Origin of the sequence: Paludisphaera sp. (genome assembly GCF_037189885.1) — a bacterium.
Lineage (GTDB): Bacteria > Planctomycetota > Planctomycetia > Isosphaerales > Isosphaeraceae > Paludisphaera.
Map to the genome: position 1 here is coordinate 1 of NZ_JBBCIR010000078.1, position 19,859 is coordinate 19,859.

At 71.5% G+C, this 19,859-nt stretch carries 14 protein-coding genes; 9 read left to right on the forward strand and 5 right to left on the reverse strand.

The window, feature by feature from the left end; genetic code table 11:
* Positions 1-265, reverse strand: a 265-nt coding sequence (locus WG209_RS20570; protein WP_337176970.1) for a hypothetical protein, incomplete at its 3' end; no start/stop codon positions are given.
* 427 nt (positions 266-692) lie between these two features.
* Between WG209_RS20570 and WG209_RS20575 the strand changes: the two genes are divergently transcribed.
* From WG209_RS20575 to WG209_RS20605, 7 genes are all read left to right on the forward strand, one after another.
* A complete protein-coding gene (locus tag WG209_RS20575) occupies positions 693-2,534 on the forward strand; it encodes a GTPase (RefSeq protein WP_337176971.1) in 1,842 nt (613 codons plus the stop codon).
* A 351-nt stretch (positions 2,535-2,885) separates the two neighbouring features.
* The gene (locus WG209_RS20580; protein ID WP_337176972.1) at positions 2,886-4,109 is read left to right on the forward strand and encodes a hypothetical protein; all 1,224 of its coding nucleotides are present in this window, start codon (positions 2,886-2,888) and stop codon (positions 4,107-4,109) included.
* A 200-nt stretch (positions 4,110-4,309) separates the two neighbouring features.
* The gene (locus tag WG209_RS20585; protein WP_337176973.1) at positions 4,310-6,904 is read left to right on the forward strand and encodes a carbohydrate binding domain-containing protein; all 2,595 of its coding nucleotides are present in this window, start codon (positions 4,310-4,312) and stop codon (positions 6,902-6,904) included.
* 31 nt (positions 6,905-6,935) lie between these two features.
* Positions 6,936-8,789 (forward strand): hypothetical protein, encoded by a 1,854-nt coding sequence (locus WG209_RS20590; protein WP_337176974.1) that lies wholly within the window; start codon positions 6,936-6,938, stop codon positions 8,787-8,789.
* 50 nt (positions 8,790-8,839) lie between these two features.
* Positions 8,840-9,151: a hypothetical protein gene (locus tag WG209_RS20595; RefSeq protein WP_337176975.1), complete on the forward strand. Its 312-nt coding sequence runs from the start codon at positions 8,840-8,842 to the stop codon at positions 9,149-9,151.
* On the forward strand, positions 9,129-9,956 hold the full coding sequence (locus WG209_RS20600) for a helix-turn-helix transcriptional regulator (RefSeq protein ID WP_337176976.1): 828 nt from the start codon (positions 9,129-9,131) through the stop codon (positions 9,954-9,956). The genes WG209_RS20595 and WG209_RS20600 overlap by 23 nt, the downstream gene beginning before the upstream one ends.
* A gap of 71 nt (positions 9,957-10,027) precedes the next feature.
* Positions 10,028-10,729, forward strand: coding sequence for a hypothetical protein (locus WG209_RS20605; protein WP_337176977.1), 702 nt, complete (start codon positions 10,028-10,030; stop codon positions 10,727-10,729).
* 479 nt (positions 10,730-11,208) lie between these two features.
* Here WG209_RS20605 and WG209_RS20610 read toward each other — a convergent pair whose 3' ends face one another.
* Positions 11,209-12,453, reverse strand: a complete 1,245-nt coding sequence (locus WG209_RS20610) for a hypothetical protein (protein ID WP_337176978.1) — start codon at positions 12,451-12,453, stop codon at positions 11,209-11,211.
* Positions 12,454-12,704: 251 nt separating this feature from the next.
* Positions 12,705-13,166, reverse strand: coding sequence for a zinc-ribbon domain containing protein (locus tag WG209_RS20615; RefSeq protein ID WP_337176979.1), 462 nt, complete (start codon positions 13,164-13,166; stop codon positions 12,705-12,707).
* Between the two features lie 629 nt (positions 13,167-13,795).
* Here WG209_RS20615 and WG209_RS20620 point away from each other — a divergent pair.
* Positions 13,796-14,644 (forward strand): PEP-CTERM sorting domain-containing protein, encoded by an 849-nt coding sequence (locus WG209_RS20620; RefSeq protein WP_337176980.1) that lies wholly within the window; start codon positions 13,796-13,798, stop codon positions 14,642-14,644.
* Between the two features lie 6 nt (positions 14,645-14,650).
* On the opposite strand, the gene WG209_RS20625 is transcribed toward WG209_RS20620, so the two are convergent.
* A complete protein-coding gene (locus tag WG209_RS20625; RefSeq protein ID WP_337176981.1) occupies positions 14,651-16,222 on the reverse strand; it encodes a sulfatase in 1,572 nt (523 codons plus the stop codon).
* 335 nt (positions 16,223-16,557) lie between these two features.
* Positions 16,558-16,815, reverse strand: coding sequence for a type II toxin-antitoxin system ParD family antitoxin (locus tag WG209_RS20630; protein WP_337176982.1), 258 nt, complete (start codon positions 16,813-16,815; stop codon positions 16,558-16,560).
* A gap of 226 nt (positions 16,816-17,041) precedes the next feature.
* Here WG209_RS20630 and lon point away from each other — a divergent pair, with 226 nt between their 5' ends.
* Positions 17,042-19,573, forward strand: a complete 2,532-nt coding sequence (gene lon / locus WG209_RS20635) for an endopeptidase La (protein ID WP_337176983.1) — start codon at positions 17,042-17,044, stop codon at positions 19,571-19,573.
* The last annotated feature ends 286 nt before the right edge of the window (positions 19,574-19,859 follow it).

The following is a 19,859-nucleotide window of genomic DNA, read 5'->3' on the forward strand; positions in this document are numbered from 1 at the left end:
GGCCCAGCTGCGCGCCGATCTGGCTCGCCGCCCGGTCGTACGCCGCCTGGCTGCCGTTGCTGCGCGCCAGCTGCTCCGTCGCCCGGTGGATGTTCACCAGGATGTTGTTGTACGCCCGCGTCGTCAGCACCGCGTCCCGCGGGATGCCCGCGTTCGCATCGCCGGCGTAGTGCGCGACGGCCGCGGCATGGGCACCGTTGAGGACCAATCGATCTTCCAGCTTGCCGTCCAGCGACGGGGCGAAAACGTGCTTCCTGGACTTCATGGGTGCGTCTCCTGGGTTGTCATTCCAACTGGATCGGGCTGACGGGCTCCGCGAGCGATCCACTCGGCGGGCGCGGGAGAGGAAGGCCTCGCCCCTCCAAACCCTCGGAACCCTCCATTCGCTAGCATCGTGCCAAGACAGCACAAACTCGCGACACCGCCCATTTTGAAACCGCGGACGTTCACAATAACAGAGTCGTTCCGAAAAAAAAGACCCTTGTGTTTCGAACATCGCGAATCCATGGGCCCCACCGATAGTCGGGCCGGCGCGGGGCGGTGCGACATCGGCTGCGCGGTGGTGGGAAGTCGGCGGGCCGCGCGGGGACGCGGCGATATCCCGCGAGGCGTCGGGCCCCTTATAATGGGCGGGCCGGCGGCGGCCGAGCGGCGGCCGACGACGCGCGGGACCACGAGGGCGAGCGAACGCGATGGACTATTCGACCTGGTCGCGCCGGGTGGTCGACCTGGCCTCGGCGCTGACCCGCCTCGCGGACGAGGCCGAGGCCGCGGGGGTCCCCGCGCCCCGCGCTTCCTGGAGGGCCAACCTCTACCAGAAGCTGGTCCCCCAGGCGTCCGACGCCCCCTACCTGATCGTCGCCGTGGCCGGCGGCGCGAACATGGGCAAGAGCACCGTGTTCAATCACCTGGTCGGCTTCCCGGCCAGCCGCGTCCACCACAACGCGGCCGAGACCAAGCACCCCGTCGCGCTGCTGCCCCGCGGCTTCACCGATCGTCACGACCTGGCCGCCGTCTTCCCCGGATTCGCGCTCCAGCCCTGGGCGAGCGAGGACGACGCCGTCGCCGAGGGCCACCCCGACGGCCTCGTCTGGCGCGAGGACCCCTCCGGCGCGCAGCCGGCCAACCTCGTCCTGCTCGACACCCCGGACGTCGACGCGGCCCTCCCCAACAACTGGAAGCTGGCCGAGTCCATCACCCACGCCGCCGACGTCGTCATCGCGCTGCTGACCCAGCAGAAGTACAACGACGAGAAGATCCGGCGCTTCTTCCGCATCGCCGCCGAGGCCGACAAGGGGGTGCTGGCCGTCGTGAACCTGATCGACTGGCCCGACGACCGCGACCACTGCCGGGGATGGCTGGAGACCTTCCGCAAGGGGACCGGCGCCGACCCGCTGCACGCCTACGCCGTCCCCCGCGACCGCGCCGCCGCCCGCGAGGGCCGCCTGACCTTCCACCCGCTGACCCCCGGCTCGACCTCACCCCGCGCCGACCTCGCCGAGCTGCACTTCGCCGACATCAAGATCCGGTCGCTCCGCGGCGCGCTCCGCCAGGCCCTCGACCCTGACGAGGGGATCCCCGCCTACCTCCGCGACCTGGAGAAGCTGGCCGACGAGAACCGCCAGGCCCGCGCCGTGATCCACCAGAAGGTCCAGGTGAGGATCGACCTGCCGCGCCCGCCGGGGCACGTCGTCGCCGAGGAGATCTGGCGCTGGCTGGAGCCCCGGCGGACCTGGTTCGACCGCAAGATCCACGGAGCCTACGGGGCGCTGGGACGCGCGGTGTCGCGCTGGCTCCCCGGCTCCGTCGAGCCGGCCGAGGACGAGGCCCGCTTCCTCGCCGAGGAGAAGACCCAGCTCAGCCGGGCGCTGGAGACGATCTACAACGACCTGGAGGCCGTCCACCGCGTCGGCGCCCCCGCGCTGCGCCAGGAGCTGCAACCGCTGATCGCCGGCGACCAGCGCCGGCGGGCCTTCGAGGAGTTGCAAGGCCGTCTCGCCGCCGCGCCGCTGGCCACCGAGTCGTACCGCCGCGTGATCGCCAGGCGGCTGGAGGTGTTCGAGGCCCAGCATCCCCGGATGATGCGGGCGATCGAATGGGGCCTGGTGGCCACGGCCATCGCCCGGCCGGCGCTGACGATCGGCATGTTCGGCGCGGCCGACATCGCCTCGGGCCCGATCTTCCAGGCGGGCGGCCACGCGATCGGCCAGGTCTTCTTCGACGTCGCCGCCGGCTCGGCCCTGACCGCCGGGGGGGAGGGCGCCTTCGCCCGGCTCGGCGGCCCGGCGCGGGCGCTGATCGGCGACCTGTTCACCGCCTTCTATCGCGAGCGCGCCGAGTTGCTCGCCCGGGTCGTCGACGACTGCGTCGTCGGCCGCCATCTCGACCGCATCGAGCGCCTCGCCGCCCTGGGGGAGAGCCCCGACTTCCAGGCCGCCTACAAGCTCGCCGCCGACCTCTCCCGCGAACTCGCGGCCATCGACGAGGAGGCGGACGAAGGTCGCGCCCGGGCGGCCTCCGTCTCGATGGGATGAGGGTCGCGGTCCACGACCAGGAATCCCCGCGCGACCTCGCGTCGCCCCCTTTGGAACATCCTCTCCGCGATCCGATCGACTTCCTCCCACAATCGTCCTTGAAGCGCCGCGGCCCGCCCTACTACAATTGTCGTCACGGGCGACGCGGCGTCGCCGGGCGGGAAGGCGAATGAGCGAGCGATCGCGATGGGCGTGACGATCCTGGTCTGTCCTTGCGGGCGGCGGTTGCGGGCGGCGGGCATGGCGCCCGGCAAGAGCGGGCGCTGCCCTGGCTGCGGTCGCGCGCTCCGGATGCCCGGGGGCGCGCCGGCTCCCTCGCCCGGGGCGGTGTCGGACGACGACGTGTGCGAGATGCTCCGGCGGGGACCCGAGGTCGCGCCGGCCGAGCCCGCGGCGGCCCCGGCGGTCGAGGAGGACGAATGGAACTGGCGGGGGACGTATGAACTCGGCCCCGCCGGGCCGCCTCGCCCCATGCCCGGCGCGGCCGACCGGGCGACCGTGGGCGGGCCCCTGGGGCCGTGGCCCGACGAGCCCGGAGTCCCCGACGAGCCGGCACCGCCCGCCGAGACGGCCGAGGCGACCGACGACGGCGAGTGGGCCTGGCGGGGGACCTATGAACTGGGCGCGGACCCGCCCGCTCCGGCGTCGGCGGCGGCGCTGGTCCCGGAGGAGCCTCGGGGGGCGGTCGAGGACGCCGGGTCCCGCCCGCCCCTCGCCCCGCGGGGTCGGGATGCGAGGAGGGAGCCGGAGGATGCCGAGCCGGAGCCCCTGGACCCATGGTTTCCGCCGCGCCTCCTCTATCCGTCGCGAGGGGTCGAGGGCCTGGCGATGGTCGCGGCGATCGGGGGCGCGGCCTGGGTGATGGGCACCCTGGCGCCGGAGTATTGCCTGGCCATCCTCGCCGACGGCGAACTGCTGGGGACGCCCTCGATGGGCCGCCTGATCGCCCTGGTTTCGGCGCTGCCCGTCCTGATCCTGTCGCCCCTGGTCATCGTCTATGACTTCCAGTATCTGGCGCGGGTGCTGGCGGCTTCGAGCGACGGGGAGCCCCTGCCGCCTCGCCCGCCCGACCGCAACGCCGACGGCCTCCTGGACGGCGTGGGCTCCTGGCTCCTCTGGATCGTGCTCGGGGCGGGCGTCGGCCTGCTGCCGCTGGCGGCCTATCGGGCGGCCCTGGCCTGGACGGGCGGGTCGTGGAGCCCCGTCGTGGCCGCGGCGCTCGGGTTGGTCGGGCTCCCTTACGCGCTGATGGCGCTCATGATGACGTTCCTGCACGACGACGACCTGGCGGCCCGGCCGGGGGCGATCCTCGGCGCGATCGCGCGGCTCGGCCCGTCTTTCCTCGGGCTCAGCCTGACGGTCGCGGCCCTCCTGGCCCCCGTCGGGATCGCCTTCGCGGCCGCGCTGGCCCTGCGCGATCGGGCGTTCTGGGCCTACATCCCGGCGAGCCTGGCCTGCTGGCTGCTCGCGGCGTGGCTCCCGATCGTCGCCATGCACACCGTGGGCTCGTACCACGCCCCGCGCAAGCGTCGCCTCAAGTGGCGGCGGAAGCGGCCCCGCTGGGGCGCGAATTGAGCGCCGGCCGGCCCGACCCCGGGCCCTCGCGGAATGTCGCGCGGCGGGCGAGCGCGCGAACCACCCTCGCGGCGGCGGGCCTCGCCGGGGGGGCCGGGGGTTGATTCCGCCCCCGGGTTCGAGTCGACTCGGGACGGGTCGGGGCGCGCCCCATCCGGCGAGCGAGTCGCCGCCGGGAAGCGCCCGTCGAGGTCCGAACGATGAACCCATCGAACATCCGCGCCGCGCTCGCGGCCGTCGCGCTGCTGCTGGGGATAGGTTCCGCCGCCCGCGCCGAGGACGCGCCGCCGCCGATGAGGGCCGGCGACGGCCTGTTCCCCTTCGTCCTCCCCTGGGACGACGCCTCCCCCGGCGTCCCCGGCATGGCGGCCCTCGTCCCCGCCCCCGCCGGCAAGGACGGGCCGATCCGCGTCGAGGGGGGCCACTTCCGGGCGGGCGACCGGCGGATCCGGTTCCTCGGCGTCAACCTCTGCTTCGGGGCCAACTTCCCGACCCACGACGCGGCCGACAAGATCGCCGCCCGCATGGCGAAGTTCGGGATCAACTGCGTCCGCTTCCACCACATGGACACGTCCGACTCGCCCAACGGCCTGCTCAAGGCCGACCGCGAGACCATCGACCCCGAGCGCCTGGAGCGGCTCGACTACCTGATCGCCGCGCTCAAGAAGCGGGGCATCTACTCGAATATCAACCTGCACGTCGGCCGGAATTATCCCGACGTCCACGACTGGCCCAACGCCCCCAGCTTCCACAAGGGGGTCGACAACTTCGACCCGACCATGATCCGCGCCCAGAAGGCGTACGCCCGCGCGCTGCTCCACCACGTCAACCCATACACCAAGACGCGATATGCCGACGAGCCGGCCGTGGCGATCGTCGAGATCAACAACGAGAACGCCCTGTTCAACGAGTGGTCCGGCGGCGGCCTGGAGACCATGCCCGACCCCTACTCGGCCGACCTTGCGCGCCGCTGGAACGACTTCCTGAAGGCCAAATACGCGACCGACGCCGAGATGCGCCGGGCGTGGTCCGTCCGCGACGTCCCCCGCGGCGCCGAGATCCTCGAGAACGGCTCGTTCGACCGCAGCGGCGAGGGTTGGAACTTCGAGCGGCACAGCGGGAAGGCGCGGCACGAGTTCGCCGAGGGCCGCCTGAAGCTGACCGTCGAGGAGCCCGCCGCGCAGGCGTGGCACATCCAGTTCAACCAGCCGGGCATCCGCTTCCAGGCCGACACGCCCTACACCCTGCGCCTTCGCGCCCGCGCCAGCGAGCCCGTCCGCGTCTCCATCAACGCGATGCAGGCCCACGAGCCCTGGAACCAGCTCTGGAGCGTCCAGCAGGAAGTGACGCCCGAGTGGCGGGACCTGGAGTTCACCTTCCGCGTCGCCGAGGCCGACGACAACGGCCGGATCTCCGTCTCCAACCTGGGCGGGAGCGCGCTGACGCTGGAGGTCGACGACGTCTCGCTGACCCCCGGCGGCGTGATGGGCCTCCGGCCCGGCGAGGCCCTGGGGTCGATCCCCTGGTTCCGCCACCGCGAGTTCGGCGTCCGCACGCCCGAGGCCCAGTCCGACTGGGTCCGCTTCCTCTGGGACGTGGAGGATGAATACTGGTCGGGCATGTACGGGTATTTGAAGGAAGACCTGGGGGTGAAGTGCGTGGTGCTGGGGACCCAGATGGGCTGGAGCCCCGCGCCGGTTCAGGCCAGGCTCGACGCCATCGACTCCCACTCCTACTGGCAGCATCCCCACTTCCCCCGGAGGCCCTGGGATCAGGACGACTGGACGATCCAGAACCTGCCGATGGCCGGTCGGCCGGACGGCGGCACGCTTCCCCGGCTGGGGCTCTCGCGAGTGGTCGGCAAGCCGTTCCTCTGCACCGAGTACAACCATTCCGCCCCCAACACCTACGGCGCCGAGACCATCCCTCTGATCGCCGCCTACGCCGCGCGCCAGGACTGGGACGGCGTCTTCCTGTTCGCCTACAGCCACCGAGGCGACGACTGGGACGCGAGGAAGATCACCAGCTTCTTCGACATCGACCAGCACCCGGCCAAGATGGCGACCCTCCCGGCCGCCGCCGCCATGTTCCTCCGCGGCGACGTGCCGGTCGCCTCGCGAACCGCCATCGCCCGCCCCAAGGCCGACGACTGGATCGAGGCGGGCCGGCTCCGCGGGGCGTGGGGGCTCGGCGGCGAGGCCTTCGGCCTGACGACCGATCAGGCCCTGACGAGCTACGTCGGCGTGGCGATCGAAGGCGTGGAGGAGCCGCGACGCCCGGCCGGCCCCGAAGACTCGAAGGGGTTCGCCTGGTCGCCCGGCGCCGACGAGCTTTTCGGCCGCGCGACGATCGACGCCCCGCGATCGAAGGCGCTGATCGGCTCGATCAAGCCCGGCCCGGCGACGCTCGGCGACGTGACCATCGACACGAAGCCCAACCGCCAGGGCTGGGCCGCGATCACCCTGACGGCGCTCGACGGCCCCGACTTCCGCTCCCCCGGCCGCGTCCTGCTCACCGCGGCCGGCGACGCGGGGAACGTCGGCATGAAGTGGCGCGACGCCGCCAGGACGACGATCGGCCGCGACTGGGGCGGGGGGCCGTCGCTGGTCGAGGGGATCCCCGCCGTCGTCACCCTCCCCGTCCCGGCCGCCAGGGTGAAGGCCTGGCCGCTCGACGAGCGCGGCCGTCGCCGCGACCGCGAGCCGCTGAAGGTGGCCGGGGACGCGAAATCCGCTCATGTCCGGATCGGCCCCGAATCGAAGACCCTGTGGTATGAGATCGAGATCGCCCGCTGACCCCGTCCCGAACCCACCCCCGAGGAGCCGCATGGCCGAACGCTTCACGAAGGCCGACTGGGAGCGCGAGCACCTGCTCGCCGGCTTCGACCGCCTGCACGACCGCCTGACGGCCTGGGCCCGCTCCGCGCCGGCCTGGCCGCCCTTCGACGAGGCGAGGGTGCTGGTCGACCGGCTCGACGCCCGCCTGCGCGTCCCGGAGATCGACCTCGACCGCGCGCTGGTCGTCGGCTTCCTCGGCGGCTCGGGGACGGGCAAGAGCACGCTGTTCAACGCCCTGCTGGGGCGGAAGGCCAGCCGCGCCGGCAAGGAGTTCCGGCCGATGACCCGGCGGGCCGTCGTCGCCTGCCACCCGGACGTCGACCCGGCGTTCCTCGGCCTGGGCGAGGACGAGCTGGAGATCCATCGCCTCAACATACCCTTGCTCGAGCAGATGATCCTGATCGACTGTCCCGACCCGGACACGCAGGATCCCGAGGACGGGCAGGGGGGGGAGCGGCACCTGGACATCCTCCGCGCCGCGCTGCCGCACTGCGACGTGATGGTCCACACGGCGACCTCGCAGAAGTACAAGTCGCACGTCGTCGGCCAGGAGCTGCGCCGCAACGCGCCGGGGCGGCAGATCCTGTTCGTCCAGACCCACGCCGACCTCGACCACGACAACCGCCCGGACCTCCGCCGCTACCTGGACTCCCTGGGCCTGCGGGTGCCGGAGATCTTCCGCCTCGACGGCGCCGACGCCCTGGCCCGGCAGGAGCGCGGCGAGCCCGTCGACGCCGAGTTCGCCCGGTTCCGCGACCTGCTGGAGCACGAGCTGGCCAGTCGGGCGCGGCACCGGATCCGTCGGGCCAACCTGCTGGGCCTCTACGGCTGGCTGCTGGGGGCGATCCGGGAGCCGATCGACGCCGGGCTGGGGGCGGTCGCGAAGCTGGAGGAGGCCACGGCCCTGGAGCGGGCCCGGCTCGCCGCCAGGATCGCCGCGAAGATGTCCGAGCGGATCGACGCCAACCGCCGGCTCTGGCGCTCGCGGGTTCTGCGGCAGTTGAACCAGGCGTGGGGCGCCGGGCCGCTGGCGACGCTGATCGGCGCGTGGTCGGCGGCCGGGAGCCTGGTCCGGTCGCTGGTCCTGCTGCGGGCCCGGACTCCGACCCAGGCGATCCTGGCCGGCGGCTGGACGGCCGTCTCGCTGGTGGGGGAGAAGTGGCGCGAGAGCCGCGCCGCCGCCGCGCTGACCGCCGAGGCCGACCTCGGCCTGACGGAGGGGGACCTCGCCCACGCGCGCACCGTCCTGCAAGGCTACCTGAACGAGGCCCGGCTCGACCCCGCCCCCGGCGAGGACGGCGGCGACTTCTCGGCCGAGCAGCTCGCCACGGTGGCCGTGGAGGTCTACCGCCGGCTCGACGCCGAGATCAACGAGGTGGTCGAGAAGCGCGTCGCCCGCCGCGCCGGCCCGGGGACGCACTGGGCCTTCGAGATCGCGTTCGCCCTGCTGCCGGCCTGGCTGGTCCTGCACCTGGCCAAGAACTTCTTCCACGACCACATGATCCAGGGCCGCCCGCTGCTAGGGCTGGACTTCGCGCTCCAGGCGACCTTCTGGTGCGTCCTGTGGGGGGCGACGGTCGGCGGGATCCTGCTGCGCCGGCTGAACCGGGGGCTGCACCAGGAGCTGAAGGCCGTCGTCGACCGCCTGGCCCACGCCCCCTTGCTCGACTCCCTCTGCCGGGACGCCTCCGACGCCTGCGCCGCCGTGCGGACCCACGCCGAGGCCCTCGCCGCCATCGAGCGCGACCTCGCCGACCTGGAACGCCGCGTCGGCGGCGTCCTGGACCTGGGCCTGGGCGCCCTGCGCTCGGAGGGACAGGAGCTTCATCAGGCGACCTCATGAGCCTCCCCTTCCCGACGCCGACCAAATGGAAGATGATCGATAGGTGAGCGATGCCCTTCGACCTCGACCTGCCGAGGCGGCTCAAGGCCAGGGGATGGAAGGTCAAGATCTTCGAGAAGGAACGTCTCGAATCTCCTCACGTCACTATCTATTTGAAGCGAGGCGACCGGGCCTGGAGGGTCGGGCTTCGCGACGGCGTCTTCATCGTCCCCCCGGGCGGCGGCTGGAACGACATCGATCGGGACGTTCGCGAGTTGGTGGAGATGAACTGGGATAGGCTGCGCATGGAATGGGACCGCCTCTATCCGATCAACCCGATATCGAGCCGAGAGGACGACGATGCCCAAGACGGCGGCCGCTGAGAGATCCGACGTCGCCCCCAAGTATGTCCTGGTGGGCTCCGGGGCCAGGCTCCACGGGCCGCTCCCGAAGGGGGTGGAACGGTGGAGGGTCGCCGACCTTCCCCGGCGCCTGCGCGAGGCGAAGCCGAGAACGGTATTCATCTCCTACGGGCGGGGTTCGACCGATGCTATCCTCAAGGCCCGCCTCAAGGAGCTTGGCCGGCCGCGATTCGCCCAGCTGCTGGCCATCGAACCCCCTCGCATGGAGAGCGTCCCGTCGCTACTCGAAACCTTCGATCTGGTGCTCGGCCTCGGGTCCTCCTATCGATGGCTGCCGCCTCGGGAATTGGTGACCGTGCTGTCCTCGGAGCATGCGCGGGACCGCTTCATCGGCGGCGCCATCGACCCGGAGGCGGCGACGGTGACGTTGGTGCGCGGAGATGGGGAGACCATGGTCTTTCCTTTCTCGTTCTTCGAGCCCTCGGGATCCGGGGTCGAGCCGGACTTCGATCGCCTCGCCTTCGATGACCATGGTCGCACGGTCGTCCTCGGCGAGTACGAGGCCGCCGCCGACGGGATCCTGTACGAGTCGGACGCGGGGTATCGCCGCCGACTCCGGGAGTTGATGAGCGAGGCCGAGCGGGGCTTCGGCCCGTCCTTGCGGCGCCTCCGGATCCAGAAGCGGCTCCGGCGCGAGGACTTCGCCCCGCTCCCGGCGAAGACCATCGCCCACATCGAGCGGGGTGCCGCGCCCCCCCCGAAGCCGACTCTGGAACGGATCGCGAGACGGTTGGGCGTGCCGCCCGAGGACATCGAAACCTATTGACGCAAGCCCCTATCCAGGCCACGTCCCGGCCGTGGCCCCCGATGCCCCGCGACCTCGAAGAGGGTAACCGCGTGACGAAGGCACCCGACCATGACCCCCGCGGCCCGCGCGCGATCTGGCTCCTGGTGATGCTCGGCCTCGCGATGGGTCCGCGGCCGGCGCGGGGCGAGGCGGGTCTCAGCGAGGCCGCCCGGGCTCGGGCCGTCTGGCTGAAGCGGCCTTACGCCCTGGTCTATTCCGGAGACCGTCAACTCGGGTCCGACCACGTCCACCTGGTCCGGGCGCGAGACGCCCGATGGAACGACCTCCTGGCTCCCGGCGGCGTGCTCGTCCCCGAGGAGGCGGTCGCCGGACTCCTCTCCGACGACGTCGGCCCCTTCGCCGTGGTGGGCTCCTGGTTCGTCTTCCGGTTCAACGCCTCCGCGGCCTACGGCGTCCTCGACATGGACTCCCCCGGCGCCGGGATCGAACGTTGCTCGCGAGCCGACCTGATCGCGAAGTTCGGCGCGGTCCCGGATTTTATCGACTCCGAAGCCTACCACGCCGCCCACTGGAGCTGGCCGACGCCGGGAAACGCCCTCGGCCAACTGCTCTTCCTCGCGGGCGCGCTCGTCTTCCTCCTGATCACGCTGGTCGTCATCCCGTTCTCGATCGCCTGGCTGATCCTTCGCGTCCTTCGTTTCCTCGCGCCATGGGCCTTCGTGCCGCTGCCCCCGTTGATCCCCCGGCGGCGTCGGCCCAGGCCCGCCGCCGGAGCGGAGCCCGTCCGATGATCCACGACTTCGAGGGCGGCACGCGGACCGCCGCGATGATCCTGTTCGACCCCGAGGCGCTGCCCGACGACTACGACGGGCGCGTCCGCGGCGACGCGGCGGCGGTGGTGAGGGAGGCGGAGGAGCAGGGGGGGCTGTTCCTGCTGGACGTCGGCGCGCCGGGCATGTACGGCCTGCGCGTGCTGATCGGCGAGGGGTTGCCGGACGACGTCGCGGCGGCGGCCCGGCCGGTCGGCGAGGCCGAGCGGCTCCGCGTCGTCGGCGGGGGTCTGGTCTTCGCGGGGGTCGAGTACGGCTTCCGTCGCGACGACTCCCAGCTGTCGCGGCGGCCCGACATGGGATCGGGTTGCGACGTCCCGCCCGGGACGTACCGGCTGCGGGCCTACCGCCTGGATGACCCCGGCGGATTCCTGGAGGGTCGCCTGCGCGAGCGGGTCTCGCCGTCGGCCCTGCGGCTGTACGGCCTCGTGCGGCGATGGCTACTGCCGATCGGCAGCCTCGGCGCGCTCGCGGCGATGATCGGCCTGATCACCCAGGGCTGGCCCGACTGGCGCGTCACCACGCTCCCCCTCACCCTGGCGATGGTCGTCCCCGCCGCGGTCCTCTCGTCCACCCGGTCGTACCGCGAGGTCCGCGAGGCCCGCCGGGAGATCGCCGCGGAATGCGCCGAGTTCTGGGCGGTGCTGGAGCCGGTCGACGGCGGCTGACCCGCCACGCGCCGGGAGGGCCGACGACAGGGCGAAGTTCGCCGCCGCCACCGCGACGTAGAGGGCCGGGTAGGCCAAGGACAGGCGCCGCTGCAACTTCAGGGCGCCGGGGAGCGAGCCGTCGACGACCTTGCGATGCACCGCCGTCACGGCGATCGTCGCGGCGGTCGCGAAGCCGAAGCCGATCATCGCGTGGCGGTCGATCAGCGTCAGGTATGCCACCTTCGGCAGCGTGAAATCGACCGAGTAGCCGAACGTCAGCATCGCGATCAGCGTCCCGATGCAGGTGCTGATCTGGGGCTGGAGGTTGGTCGGCTCGAACCGGAACACCAGCGCCGGGATCAGCGGCAAGAGGGCCAGGGGGAGCAGCACGCGCCAGATGTAGAAGGTGGGCCGGCGCTCCACCCGCACCAGGTACTCCAGGCGGGAGTACTCGTCCCCCCCGGGGTAGAACCGGCGCGGCTTGACGGAGTGGGCCTGCTTCTCGATCGACCAGTCGGTGACGAAGACGTCGTCGTGCATCGGCATGGCGTCCTCGAGGACCTCGAACCGCGCGCGAGAGGCGTCGTCGGCCAGCGAGAGCCGGACGACGAGATCCTGCGAGTCGAACGGGAAGCGGCGGAGGTCCAGCGGGGTGGAGAACTTGCCGGAGAGGATCACGCGGCTTTCCACCCAGCCGTCGTCCTCGATCTCGATCGTCGGCGGGGCGTGGAGGCGGGGGGCGTCGGCGGCGTTGTCGAAGGTGACGGCGGGTCGCCAGATCTCCCCCTCGACGGCCCCGCCGACCAGCCGGGGGTCGCGCCAGCGGAGCTTGAGGTGGGCGGTGACGTCGAAGGTCTCCTCGCGGGCCGTCATCCGGCCGACGTCGACGAAGTGGAACCCCACGCCGACCACGACGGGCCCGCCCCCCTCCACCGGCGGCGGCGTCGGCCCTCCGACCGTCCCCGCGCCGCCGATCCCGACCCCCGCCAGGGCCGCCGCCAACAACCACGCGCCGCACGCCATCGCAGGCTCCATCGTCCTCGTTCCGGGTGGATCCCCCCAGGATTCCTAGGACGCGGGGCCGCCCGAGTCGCGTCGGCGTCGCGATTTTCGACGCCCCGCCGGCCCCCGACGCCGCCGGCCCCGCTTGGCTTCGTTCGTCATCGCGGCGGAACGCCGATTTTAAGACAAGCATCGAAATCACATCGACTTGCGACAAAATCAAGTTGGCTTCGTTCGTCGAATTCGAATGATCGTTTCCGGGGGACGCCGCGTCTCGCGCGCCATCAGGATCCGGCGTCGCGACGGTCTTGCTCCTCGCGTGCCTCGCGCCTCCGGGCGCGCCGGACGCGCCGACACGCGAGGCATTGCTTGGGCCGGGACTGGACCCAGAACTTGAGCGTCTCGTACCAATGCCGCTGCTCGGCGGCGGAGAAGACGAACGACCGGCCGCAGTCCCGGCACGTCATCTTCGCGTCGATGAACGCGAAGTATGGCTCGAAGTCGCACCAGGTCTGGAGGGCCGGGCGTCCTTCCAACGCCAGCCCCGCGCGGATGCATCGGGAGCAGGCCCATTGCAATCGACCCTCCCGGGCCGCCTCGACCGACCACCCCGGCGGCCGGCGGGCGTCGAACGCCCCCGTGGCGAGCCACTCGGCCTCGGCGCGAAGCAGCGGGGTCTCGGCGACCGGCCGGGACTCGCCGCAACATGGGCATCGCAACTGGTCCGGCGGTCGGGCCTTTTCCATCCCGTCGACTCCAGCCGGGTGAAGGGCTTCGGATGAGCGGGACGAGGGCGGTTGTCGCCCCCCGATGACATCCTCACATTTGACGCCCGCCCCGGGTCGGCGGTTCGCGTATGCGCCTTCGACCTCATCGCCCGGCGGCTCCCGGCATTCGACGGGACACCGACGGCCTCGACTCGATCAAGGCCCGATCCAACCGAATTGTCAAGGAGCGCGACGATCCACCATCGTCCCCATGCTCCGCGGGGCGAGGGGCGAGATTTCATGATTCCTGGAAATTCAATTCCCGCGAAGACGCCGGGCCCGCGATGGGCGCGACCGAGAGCCGCCCCGTTCATTTCGGCCGGCGTCATCCGCTTCAAGGACGTCCGGGCGATGAGCTGGACCGCGCCGTGGATGCGCTCGATTCGATGCGACCGTCGCAACCCCGAAGGATGCGGCGGTTCGGCCGCCGATCGATGCTCCTCGCCGACGCGATGTCGCCGCGAGGCAGCACCATAAGTCGATTCGAGACAACATGCTTCCATGTCACCGAATCATCGTATCTCATGCGGCGGGGGAGCATTGAGTGACGCTCCCGACGAGCATGGGCCGGGGCTTCACGCCCCATGAATCCGAGGGAGTGCACAAAGATGAAGTCGAGCTATTTGAGGATCTTGCTGGCGACCGCGCTAGTCGTCGCGGTCGGTCGATCGCACGCCGGCCCGGTCACCGGCGACCCGGCCGCGGACGGCTGGGACCAGCTGGGAAATTCCAAGGCCCTGGGGACCTACGTCCGAGGCGACGGGAATTTCGACTACACCCTCTATACGAGGAGTTTCGTGCTCGACTCCTCCGAGGCGACCACTTTCGGGGGGAGCTGGCAGGCGGGCGACCTGGTGCTGGGGATCGGCGCGACGGTCGCGAAGATGACCGGGGACGATGTGAGCCAGAGCGTACGGATCGTGGCGAAGTTCGGCGCGTCCGACTCGACGTTCTCGCCGTCCACGACGCTGACCATCCCCGGAAACGGCGACGGCTCGATGTCGGAAGGCCACGGCGGAGAGGGGGCGATCCTGCTGGGGACCAACGCCCCGAATCCGCAGTTCGTCGTCGCCGCCAACGCCGGGGTCATCCACAATTACTCGGCCTCGGGCCACGTGATGGAGCGTCAAGGGGCCTCGCTGCCGGTCACCGCCCTGAACGCCGCCACCGTCGACGCGGGCCGGTTGATTTTCCTGACCGGGAATGGCGGGGGCACCTTGCTCTCCAGCCTGGAGGTCTACCTCAACGTCAGCCAGTTGCAGCGCCAGGGGTTCACCTTGACCCCCACGCCGGGCGACGACTTCGTGCTGACCCTCCAGCGAAGCAACAACGCCTTCCGCGATGCCCTGGGGACGACCGCCGAGTTGAACGCCGTCCCCGAGCCGTCGTCGCTGGTCCTCGCCGGCCTCGGCGCCGCGGGGCTCGTCGTCGCCCTCCGGCGGCGGGCGGGTCGGTAAGTCGACTCACGGCCCTGGCGCGACCGGGGCCGGCTCGAAGTCGGTCGGCTCGACCCAGTTGGCCGGGGGCTTCTCGCCTCGGGCATGGCGGGCGTGGAAGCCGGCGCCGGCGGTGACCGGGTAGTCGTCGAAGACGTGGCCGCGGCCGAGCACGCGCGGGTCTCCCTGCTCGCGAAGCTCGGCCTCCATGCGGTCGCGCGTCGCCCGGACGCGGTCGGCGTGCTCGGGGGCGTCGGCGAGGTTGCGGACGCAGTCGGGGTCGGCGCGCAGGTCGTAGAGCTGGTCGGCGGGGAGCATGCCGAAGCAGAGGTTCCAGAAGGGATCGGCGCGGTCGGCCCGGCCGCGTTGCAGGATCAGGGTCTTGGTCGGGCCGCCGTCGGTGTCGAGGTAGCCGGTCTCGGGGTTGCCGGCGGGCCACCGGGAAGGCTCGTAGTTGCGGAGGTAGAGGAAGTCGGCCGTGACCATGCCCCGGATGGGGTAGCCCCAGTCGTTGGGCCGGCCGACGTCCGTCCGCTCCTTGCCAACCAACACATGGTCGCGCCAGGGGACCGACTCGCCGGGACGGGCTTCCAGGAGCGGTCGGAGGCCACGGCCGTCGACGGGCTTCATGCCGGCCTCGGCCGGGTCGATCCCCGCGGCGTCCAGGATGGTCGGGGCGAGGTCGGTGAAGTCCACGAACTCGTCGACGGCCCGGCCGGGCGAGCGGACGGCCGACGGCCATCGGATCAATAGCGGGATGTGGTTCGAGTCGTGGTAGGCGTAGCCCTTCACGCGCGGGAAGGGCATGCCGTGGTCGCTGGTGACGATGACGAGCGTGTCGTCGAGCAGCCCGCGCGACTCCAGCTCGTCCAGCATCCGGCCGAGGTGGGCGTCGAAGTGCTCGACCTCGAGCGCGTAGTCGAGCATGTCGTGGCGGACGACGTCTTCGTCGGGGAAGTAGGCGGGGACGCGGTCGATGTCGGCCAACCGCTTGCCCCCCTTCGCCGCGCCCGAGCCGGGCTCGTAGCCGCGATGCGGCTCGGTCGCGCCGTACCAGAAGCACCAGCGCGAGCCGGCCGGGGCGGCGTCGAGGAAGTCGACGAAGTTCGCGGCGTAGTCGACGTTGGACATGGCCGAGGTCGGCGGCTCGGCCTTGCGGCGGTTGAAGGGGGTCCCGGCCATGCGCCTGGGGTTGCCGTCGGCGTCGCGGGCCACGCCCGGCCCCCACCCCTTGCCGGTCGCGCCGACGTGCCAGCCGCGCTCGACGAGGACCTCCGGCCAGGCCTTCAGCTCGGCCGGGAAGTAGGAGAGGTGATTGCACGCCTCCCCATTCCGCCAGGGGAGACGGCCGGTCATGATTACCGCCCGCGACGGCGCGCATTTCGCCAGGGGAGTATAAGCGCGGTCAAACCGCAGGCCCTCCCGGGCGACCCGGTCCACCGCCGGCGTGCGGACCCATGGCGTCCCGTAGGCGCCCGCGTGCACGCCCCAGTCGTCGGCCACGACGAAGAGGATGTTGGGGCCGGCGTGGGCCGCGGGGATGAGGGCGGCCAGGAGCCAGAGAAGTCCAAGGATGCGTCCGGTACGGATCGTGCTCATATCGAACGCCTACTCCTTCGACCGCGCGGGAGGATGGCTCATTGGAAGGCCGCCGGTAAGTCTCGGGCGGCGTGGAGGATCCTCGCGATCTCAAGGCCGTCGCCGGCCGACCGGTAGAACGCGACGTAACTCCACACGGTAAAGCAGCGGAGTCCCGGGCCGAATTCCTCGCACGGGGCTCCTAGCATCGGATGGCGGAGGTGGAGCCGACAGGACTGATCGAAGAATTCCGCGAAGCGATCCGAGAGGCGGGCCTGGCGCGACTCCAACTGATCGAAGATATCCTCAAGGTCTTGCCGAGCCAGGGGGGACAAGACGATCCCGGGCATAACCTGCTATCCCCCCGCGCGACGCGCCCGGACGCGGTCGAGGGTCCCCTGGATGTCGAGGGGGATCGACTCGCCGCGGTCGAGTTGATCCACCCCCGCCCGAACCTCCAGCTTGAGGCGTTCAAGCCGGGCGGCGCGGAGTCGATCCCGTTCCTCCAGGAGACGGAGGGCCTCGCCGACGACCTCGCTCGCGGAAGGATAGCAGCCGCTCTCGACCTTGGACCTGACCAGGCTCTCCAGCTCCGGCGTGAGGGGGACCTCCATGGGCATTTCTCCGGGAGACGGCGGTGTTCGGCGTCGCGAGTTCCGGACGGTCTCGTCCTTTCGTCCTAGGTAAGTATAGCCTCGGGGGCTTCGCCCCGCCGCGCTTCGCGCGGTCGACCGGGGCCGCCTTCGTGTCCTTCCGCACACTTGACGCCGTCCGGGCGTATACCTACTAGATTACTGGGAAAGACGAAGATTGCCGCGGAGCGAGGGAGGAGGCGACGGGATGGCGGAACGACAGACCTTGCCGGTGCTGCCGCTGAGGGGCACGGTGATCTATCCCGGGCTGACGGTCCCGATCGGGGTCGGGCGGCCGGGGACGCTGCATGCCATCGAGGCGGCGTTGAAGGGGGATCGCGAGGTCTTCGCGGTCGCCCAGCGCGAGAACGTGGACGAGCCGTCGCCGGACCAGCTCTACACGACGGGGGTGGTGGGCAAGATCGGCCAGGTCCAGCGCGGGCTGGGGGGCGTGCAGCTGCTGCTCCAGGGGGAGCATCGCGCCGCCGTCCTGACGTATCACCAGGGCGAGGACTACCTCACGGCCGACGTCATGCCGATCGCCGAGGTCCCGCCGCTGGACGAGAATGACGCCGCCTTCGTGGCGCTCTACAAGGAGACCCGCGAGCGGGCGATGGAGCTGGGCGAGCGCCGGGGGCTCCCCGACGAGGTGCTCCACCAGGTGCTCGACTCCGTCACCGAGCCCGGCCGGTTCGCCGACCTGGTCGCCGGCTACGTCGAGCTGCCGGTCGACGAGAAGCAGCTGCTGCTGGAGACGCTGGGCGTCGAGGAGCGGCTGCGCCGCGTGCTGATCCAGGTCCAGCGCCAGATCGGCATGCTCGCCGCGCAGGACGAGATCAAGTCGCAGGTGCAGGAGGAGCTGGGCGAGCGCCAGCGCGAGATGTTCCTGCGCGAGCAGCTCAAGGCCATCCAGAAGGAGCTGGGCGACGACGACCAGTCCCGCGAGCTGAACGAGCTGCGCGAGAAGCTCGGCAAGCTGGTGCTGCCGAAGGAGGCCCGCGTCGAGGTCGAGCGCGAGCTGGGCCGGCTGGAGCGGTCCGGGCGCGAGTCGATGGAAGCCCAGGTGATCCGCACCTACCTGGAGTGGATCGCCGAGCTGCCGTGGGACGTCCGCTCGGACGACGACCTGGACCTCAACCACGCCACCGCGATCCTCGACGAGGACCACTACGGCCTGGAGGACGTCAAGGACCGCATCCTGGAGTTCCTGGCCGTGCGCCAGCTCCGCGCCAGGCGGGTCGCCGAGGAGGTGGAGACCTCCGGCGAGTGCGCCGCGTCCAAGCTCAAGGACGCCGACGCCGCCCCCAGGGAGGGGGACGACCGGGCGATCACCGACGGCAAGGAGGCGAAGGCCAAGGCGATGGCCCGCGGGCCGATCCTGCTGTTCGTCGGCCCGCCGGGCGTCGGCAAGACGTCGATCGCCAAGTCCATCGCCCGCGCCCTGGGGCGGAAGTACGTCCGCGCCGCGCTCGGCGGGATCCGCGACGAGGCCGACATCCGCGGCCACCGGCGGACCTACGTCGGCGCCATGCCCGGCCGGATCATCCAGGGCCTCAAGCAGGCGGGGACCAGGAACCCGGTCTTCCTGCTCGACGAGGTCGACAAGCTCGGCGTCTCGTTCCAGGGGGACCCGGCCAGCGCGCTGCTGGAGGTGCTGGACCCGGCGCAGAACGACTCGTTCACGGACAACTACCTGAACGTGCCGTTCGACCTGAGCGAGGTCCTGTTCGTGGCGACGGCGAACTTCATCCAGAACATCCCCGGCCCGCTGCTGGACCGGATGGAGGTGGTGGACTTCGCCGGCTACACCGAGCGCGAGAAGGCCGAGATCGCCAAGACGTACCTGATCCCCCGTCAGCTTGAGGAATCCGGCCTGTCCGGCTCGGGCGTGACGTTCACCGAGGACGCGGTGGCGGCCGTGGTGAGCGAGTACACCCGCGAGAGCGGCGTCCGCCAGCTCGAGCGCCAGATCGGCGCCGTGACGCGGAAGCTGGCGCGGAAGATCGCCGCCGGCGAGGAGGTCGGCCGGACCGTCGACGCCGAGGACGTCCACAAGCTGCTGGGCCGCCCCAAGGTCCACCCCGAACGCGCCGGCGAGGAGCCGGAGGTCGGCGTGGCGACGGGGATGTACTACACCCCGGCCGGCGGCGACATCATGTTCGTCGAGGCCGCCGTCCGCCGCCTCCAGCCGGGCCGCAAGCCCGACGACGAGGCCGACCGGTACGGCGGGCCGGGCAGCGTCGGCCTGATCCTGACCGGCCAGCTCGGCGACGTCATGAAGGAGTCCGCCCGCGCCGCGGTGACCTACGCCACGGCCAACGCCCGGGCCCTGGGGATCCCGGACGACCGCCTGGGGTCGATGGAGGTCCACATCCACGTCCCGGCCGGCGCGATCCCGAAGGACGGCCCCTCGGCGGGCGTGGCGATGGCCACCGCCATCGTCTCCTCGCTGACCAACCGCCCCGCCCGCAACGACGTCGCCATGACCGGCGAGATCACGCTGCGGGGCCGCGTCCTGCCCATCGGCGGCGTGAAGGAGAAGGTCCTCGGCGCCCACCGCGCCGGGGTCAAGGAGATCATCCTCCCCAAGAAGAACGAGGCCGACCTCGACGACATCCCGGCCGACGTCCGCGACGCCCTGGTCTTCCACTGCGTCTCGAACCTCGACGAGGTCTTCGCCGTCGCCCTCGACCCCTCGCCCTCCCCGCGCGAGCCCCGGGTCCTCGAGCCCGTCGGCTGACGTCGCGGGCCACCGGCAACCTTGCCCTCCGGGCCGGCGTGGCTTCGTTCGTCGTCGCCACGTCGGCCCGCGATCGTTTCAAGAAACATCCGGCCAATGACTTGCGACGAAATCTCGTTGGCTTCGTTCGTCGAAGTCGATGATGAAAAGTGGCGGTCCACGGCCCGCGTGGGAGAAGGTGGCCGAAGGCCGGATGAGGGGGCGACCGCCGTCGCGTCCTCGGACAAGGTCCGCATCGTTGTGGTGCGGCCGTCCCGGCTGCACGCGCAAGCTCGCGACGTGCAGC

Excerpts from the sequence above, each read along its gene's own strand:
- WG209_RS20575 (WP_337176971.1), top strand. The coding sequence starts at position 693 with ATGGACTATTCGACCTGGTCGCGCCGGGTGGTCGACCTGGCCTCGGCG.
- WG209_RS20580 (WP_337176972.1), top strand. The coding sequence starts at position 2,886 with ATGCTCCGGCGGGGACCCGAGGTCGCGCCGGCCGAGCCCGCGGCGGCC.
- WG209_RS20585 (WP_337176973.1), top strand. The coding sequence starts at position 4,310 with ATGAACCCATCGAACATCCGCGCCGCGCTCGCGGCCGTCGCGCTGCTG.
- WG209_RS20590 (WP_337176974.1), top strand. The coding sequence starts at position 6,936 with ATGGCCGAACGCTTCACGAAGGCCGACTGGGAGCGCGAGCACCTGCTC.
- WG209_RS20595 (WP_337176975.1), top strand. The coding sequence starts at position 8,840 with ATGCCCTTCGACCTCGACCTGCCGAGGCGGCTCAAGGCCAGGGGATGG.
- WG209_RS20600 (WP_337176976.1), top strand. The coding sequence starts at position 9,129 with ATGCCCAAGACGGCGGCCGCTGAGAGATCCGACGTCGCCCCCAAGTAT.
- WG209_RS20610 (WP_337176978.1), bottom strand. The coding sequence starts at position 12,453 with ATGGAGCCTGCGATGGCGTGCGGCGCGTGGTTGTTGGCGGCGGCCCTG.
- WG209_RS20615 (WP_337176979.1), bottom strand. The coding sequence starts at position 13,166 with ATGGAAAAGGCCCGACCGCCGGACCAGTTGCGATGCCCATGTTGCGGC.
- WG209_RS20620 (WP_337176980.1), top strand. The coding sequence starts at position 13,796 with ATGAAGTCGAGCTATTTGAGGATCTTGCTGGCGACCGCGCTAGTCGTC.
- WG209_RS20625 (WP_337176981.1), bottom strand. The coding sequence starts at position 16,222 with ATGAGCACGATCCGTACCGGACGCATCCTTGGACTTCTCTGGCTCCTG.
- WG209_RS20630 (WP_337176982.1), bottom strand. The coding sequence starts at position 16,815 with ATGGAGGTCCCCCTCACGCCGGAGCTGGAGAGCCTGGTCAGGTCCAAG.
- lon (WP_337176983.1), top strand. The coding sequence starts at position 17,042 with ATGGCGGAACGACAGACCTTGCCGGTGCTGCCGCTGAGGGGCACGGTG.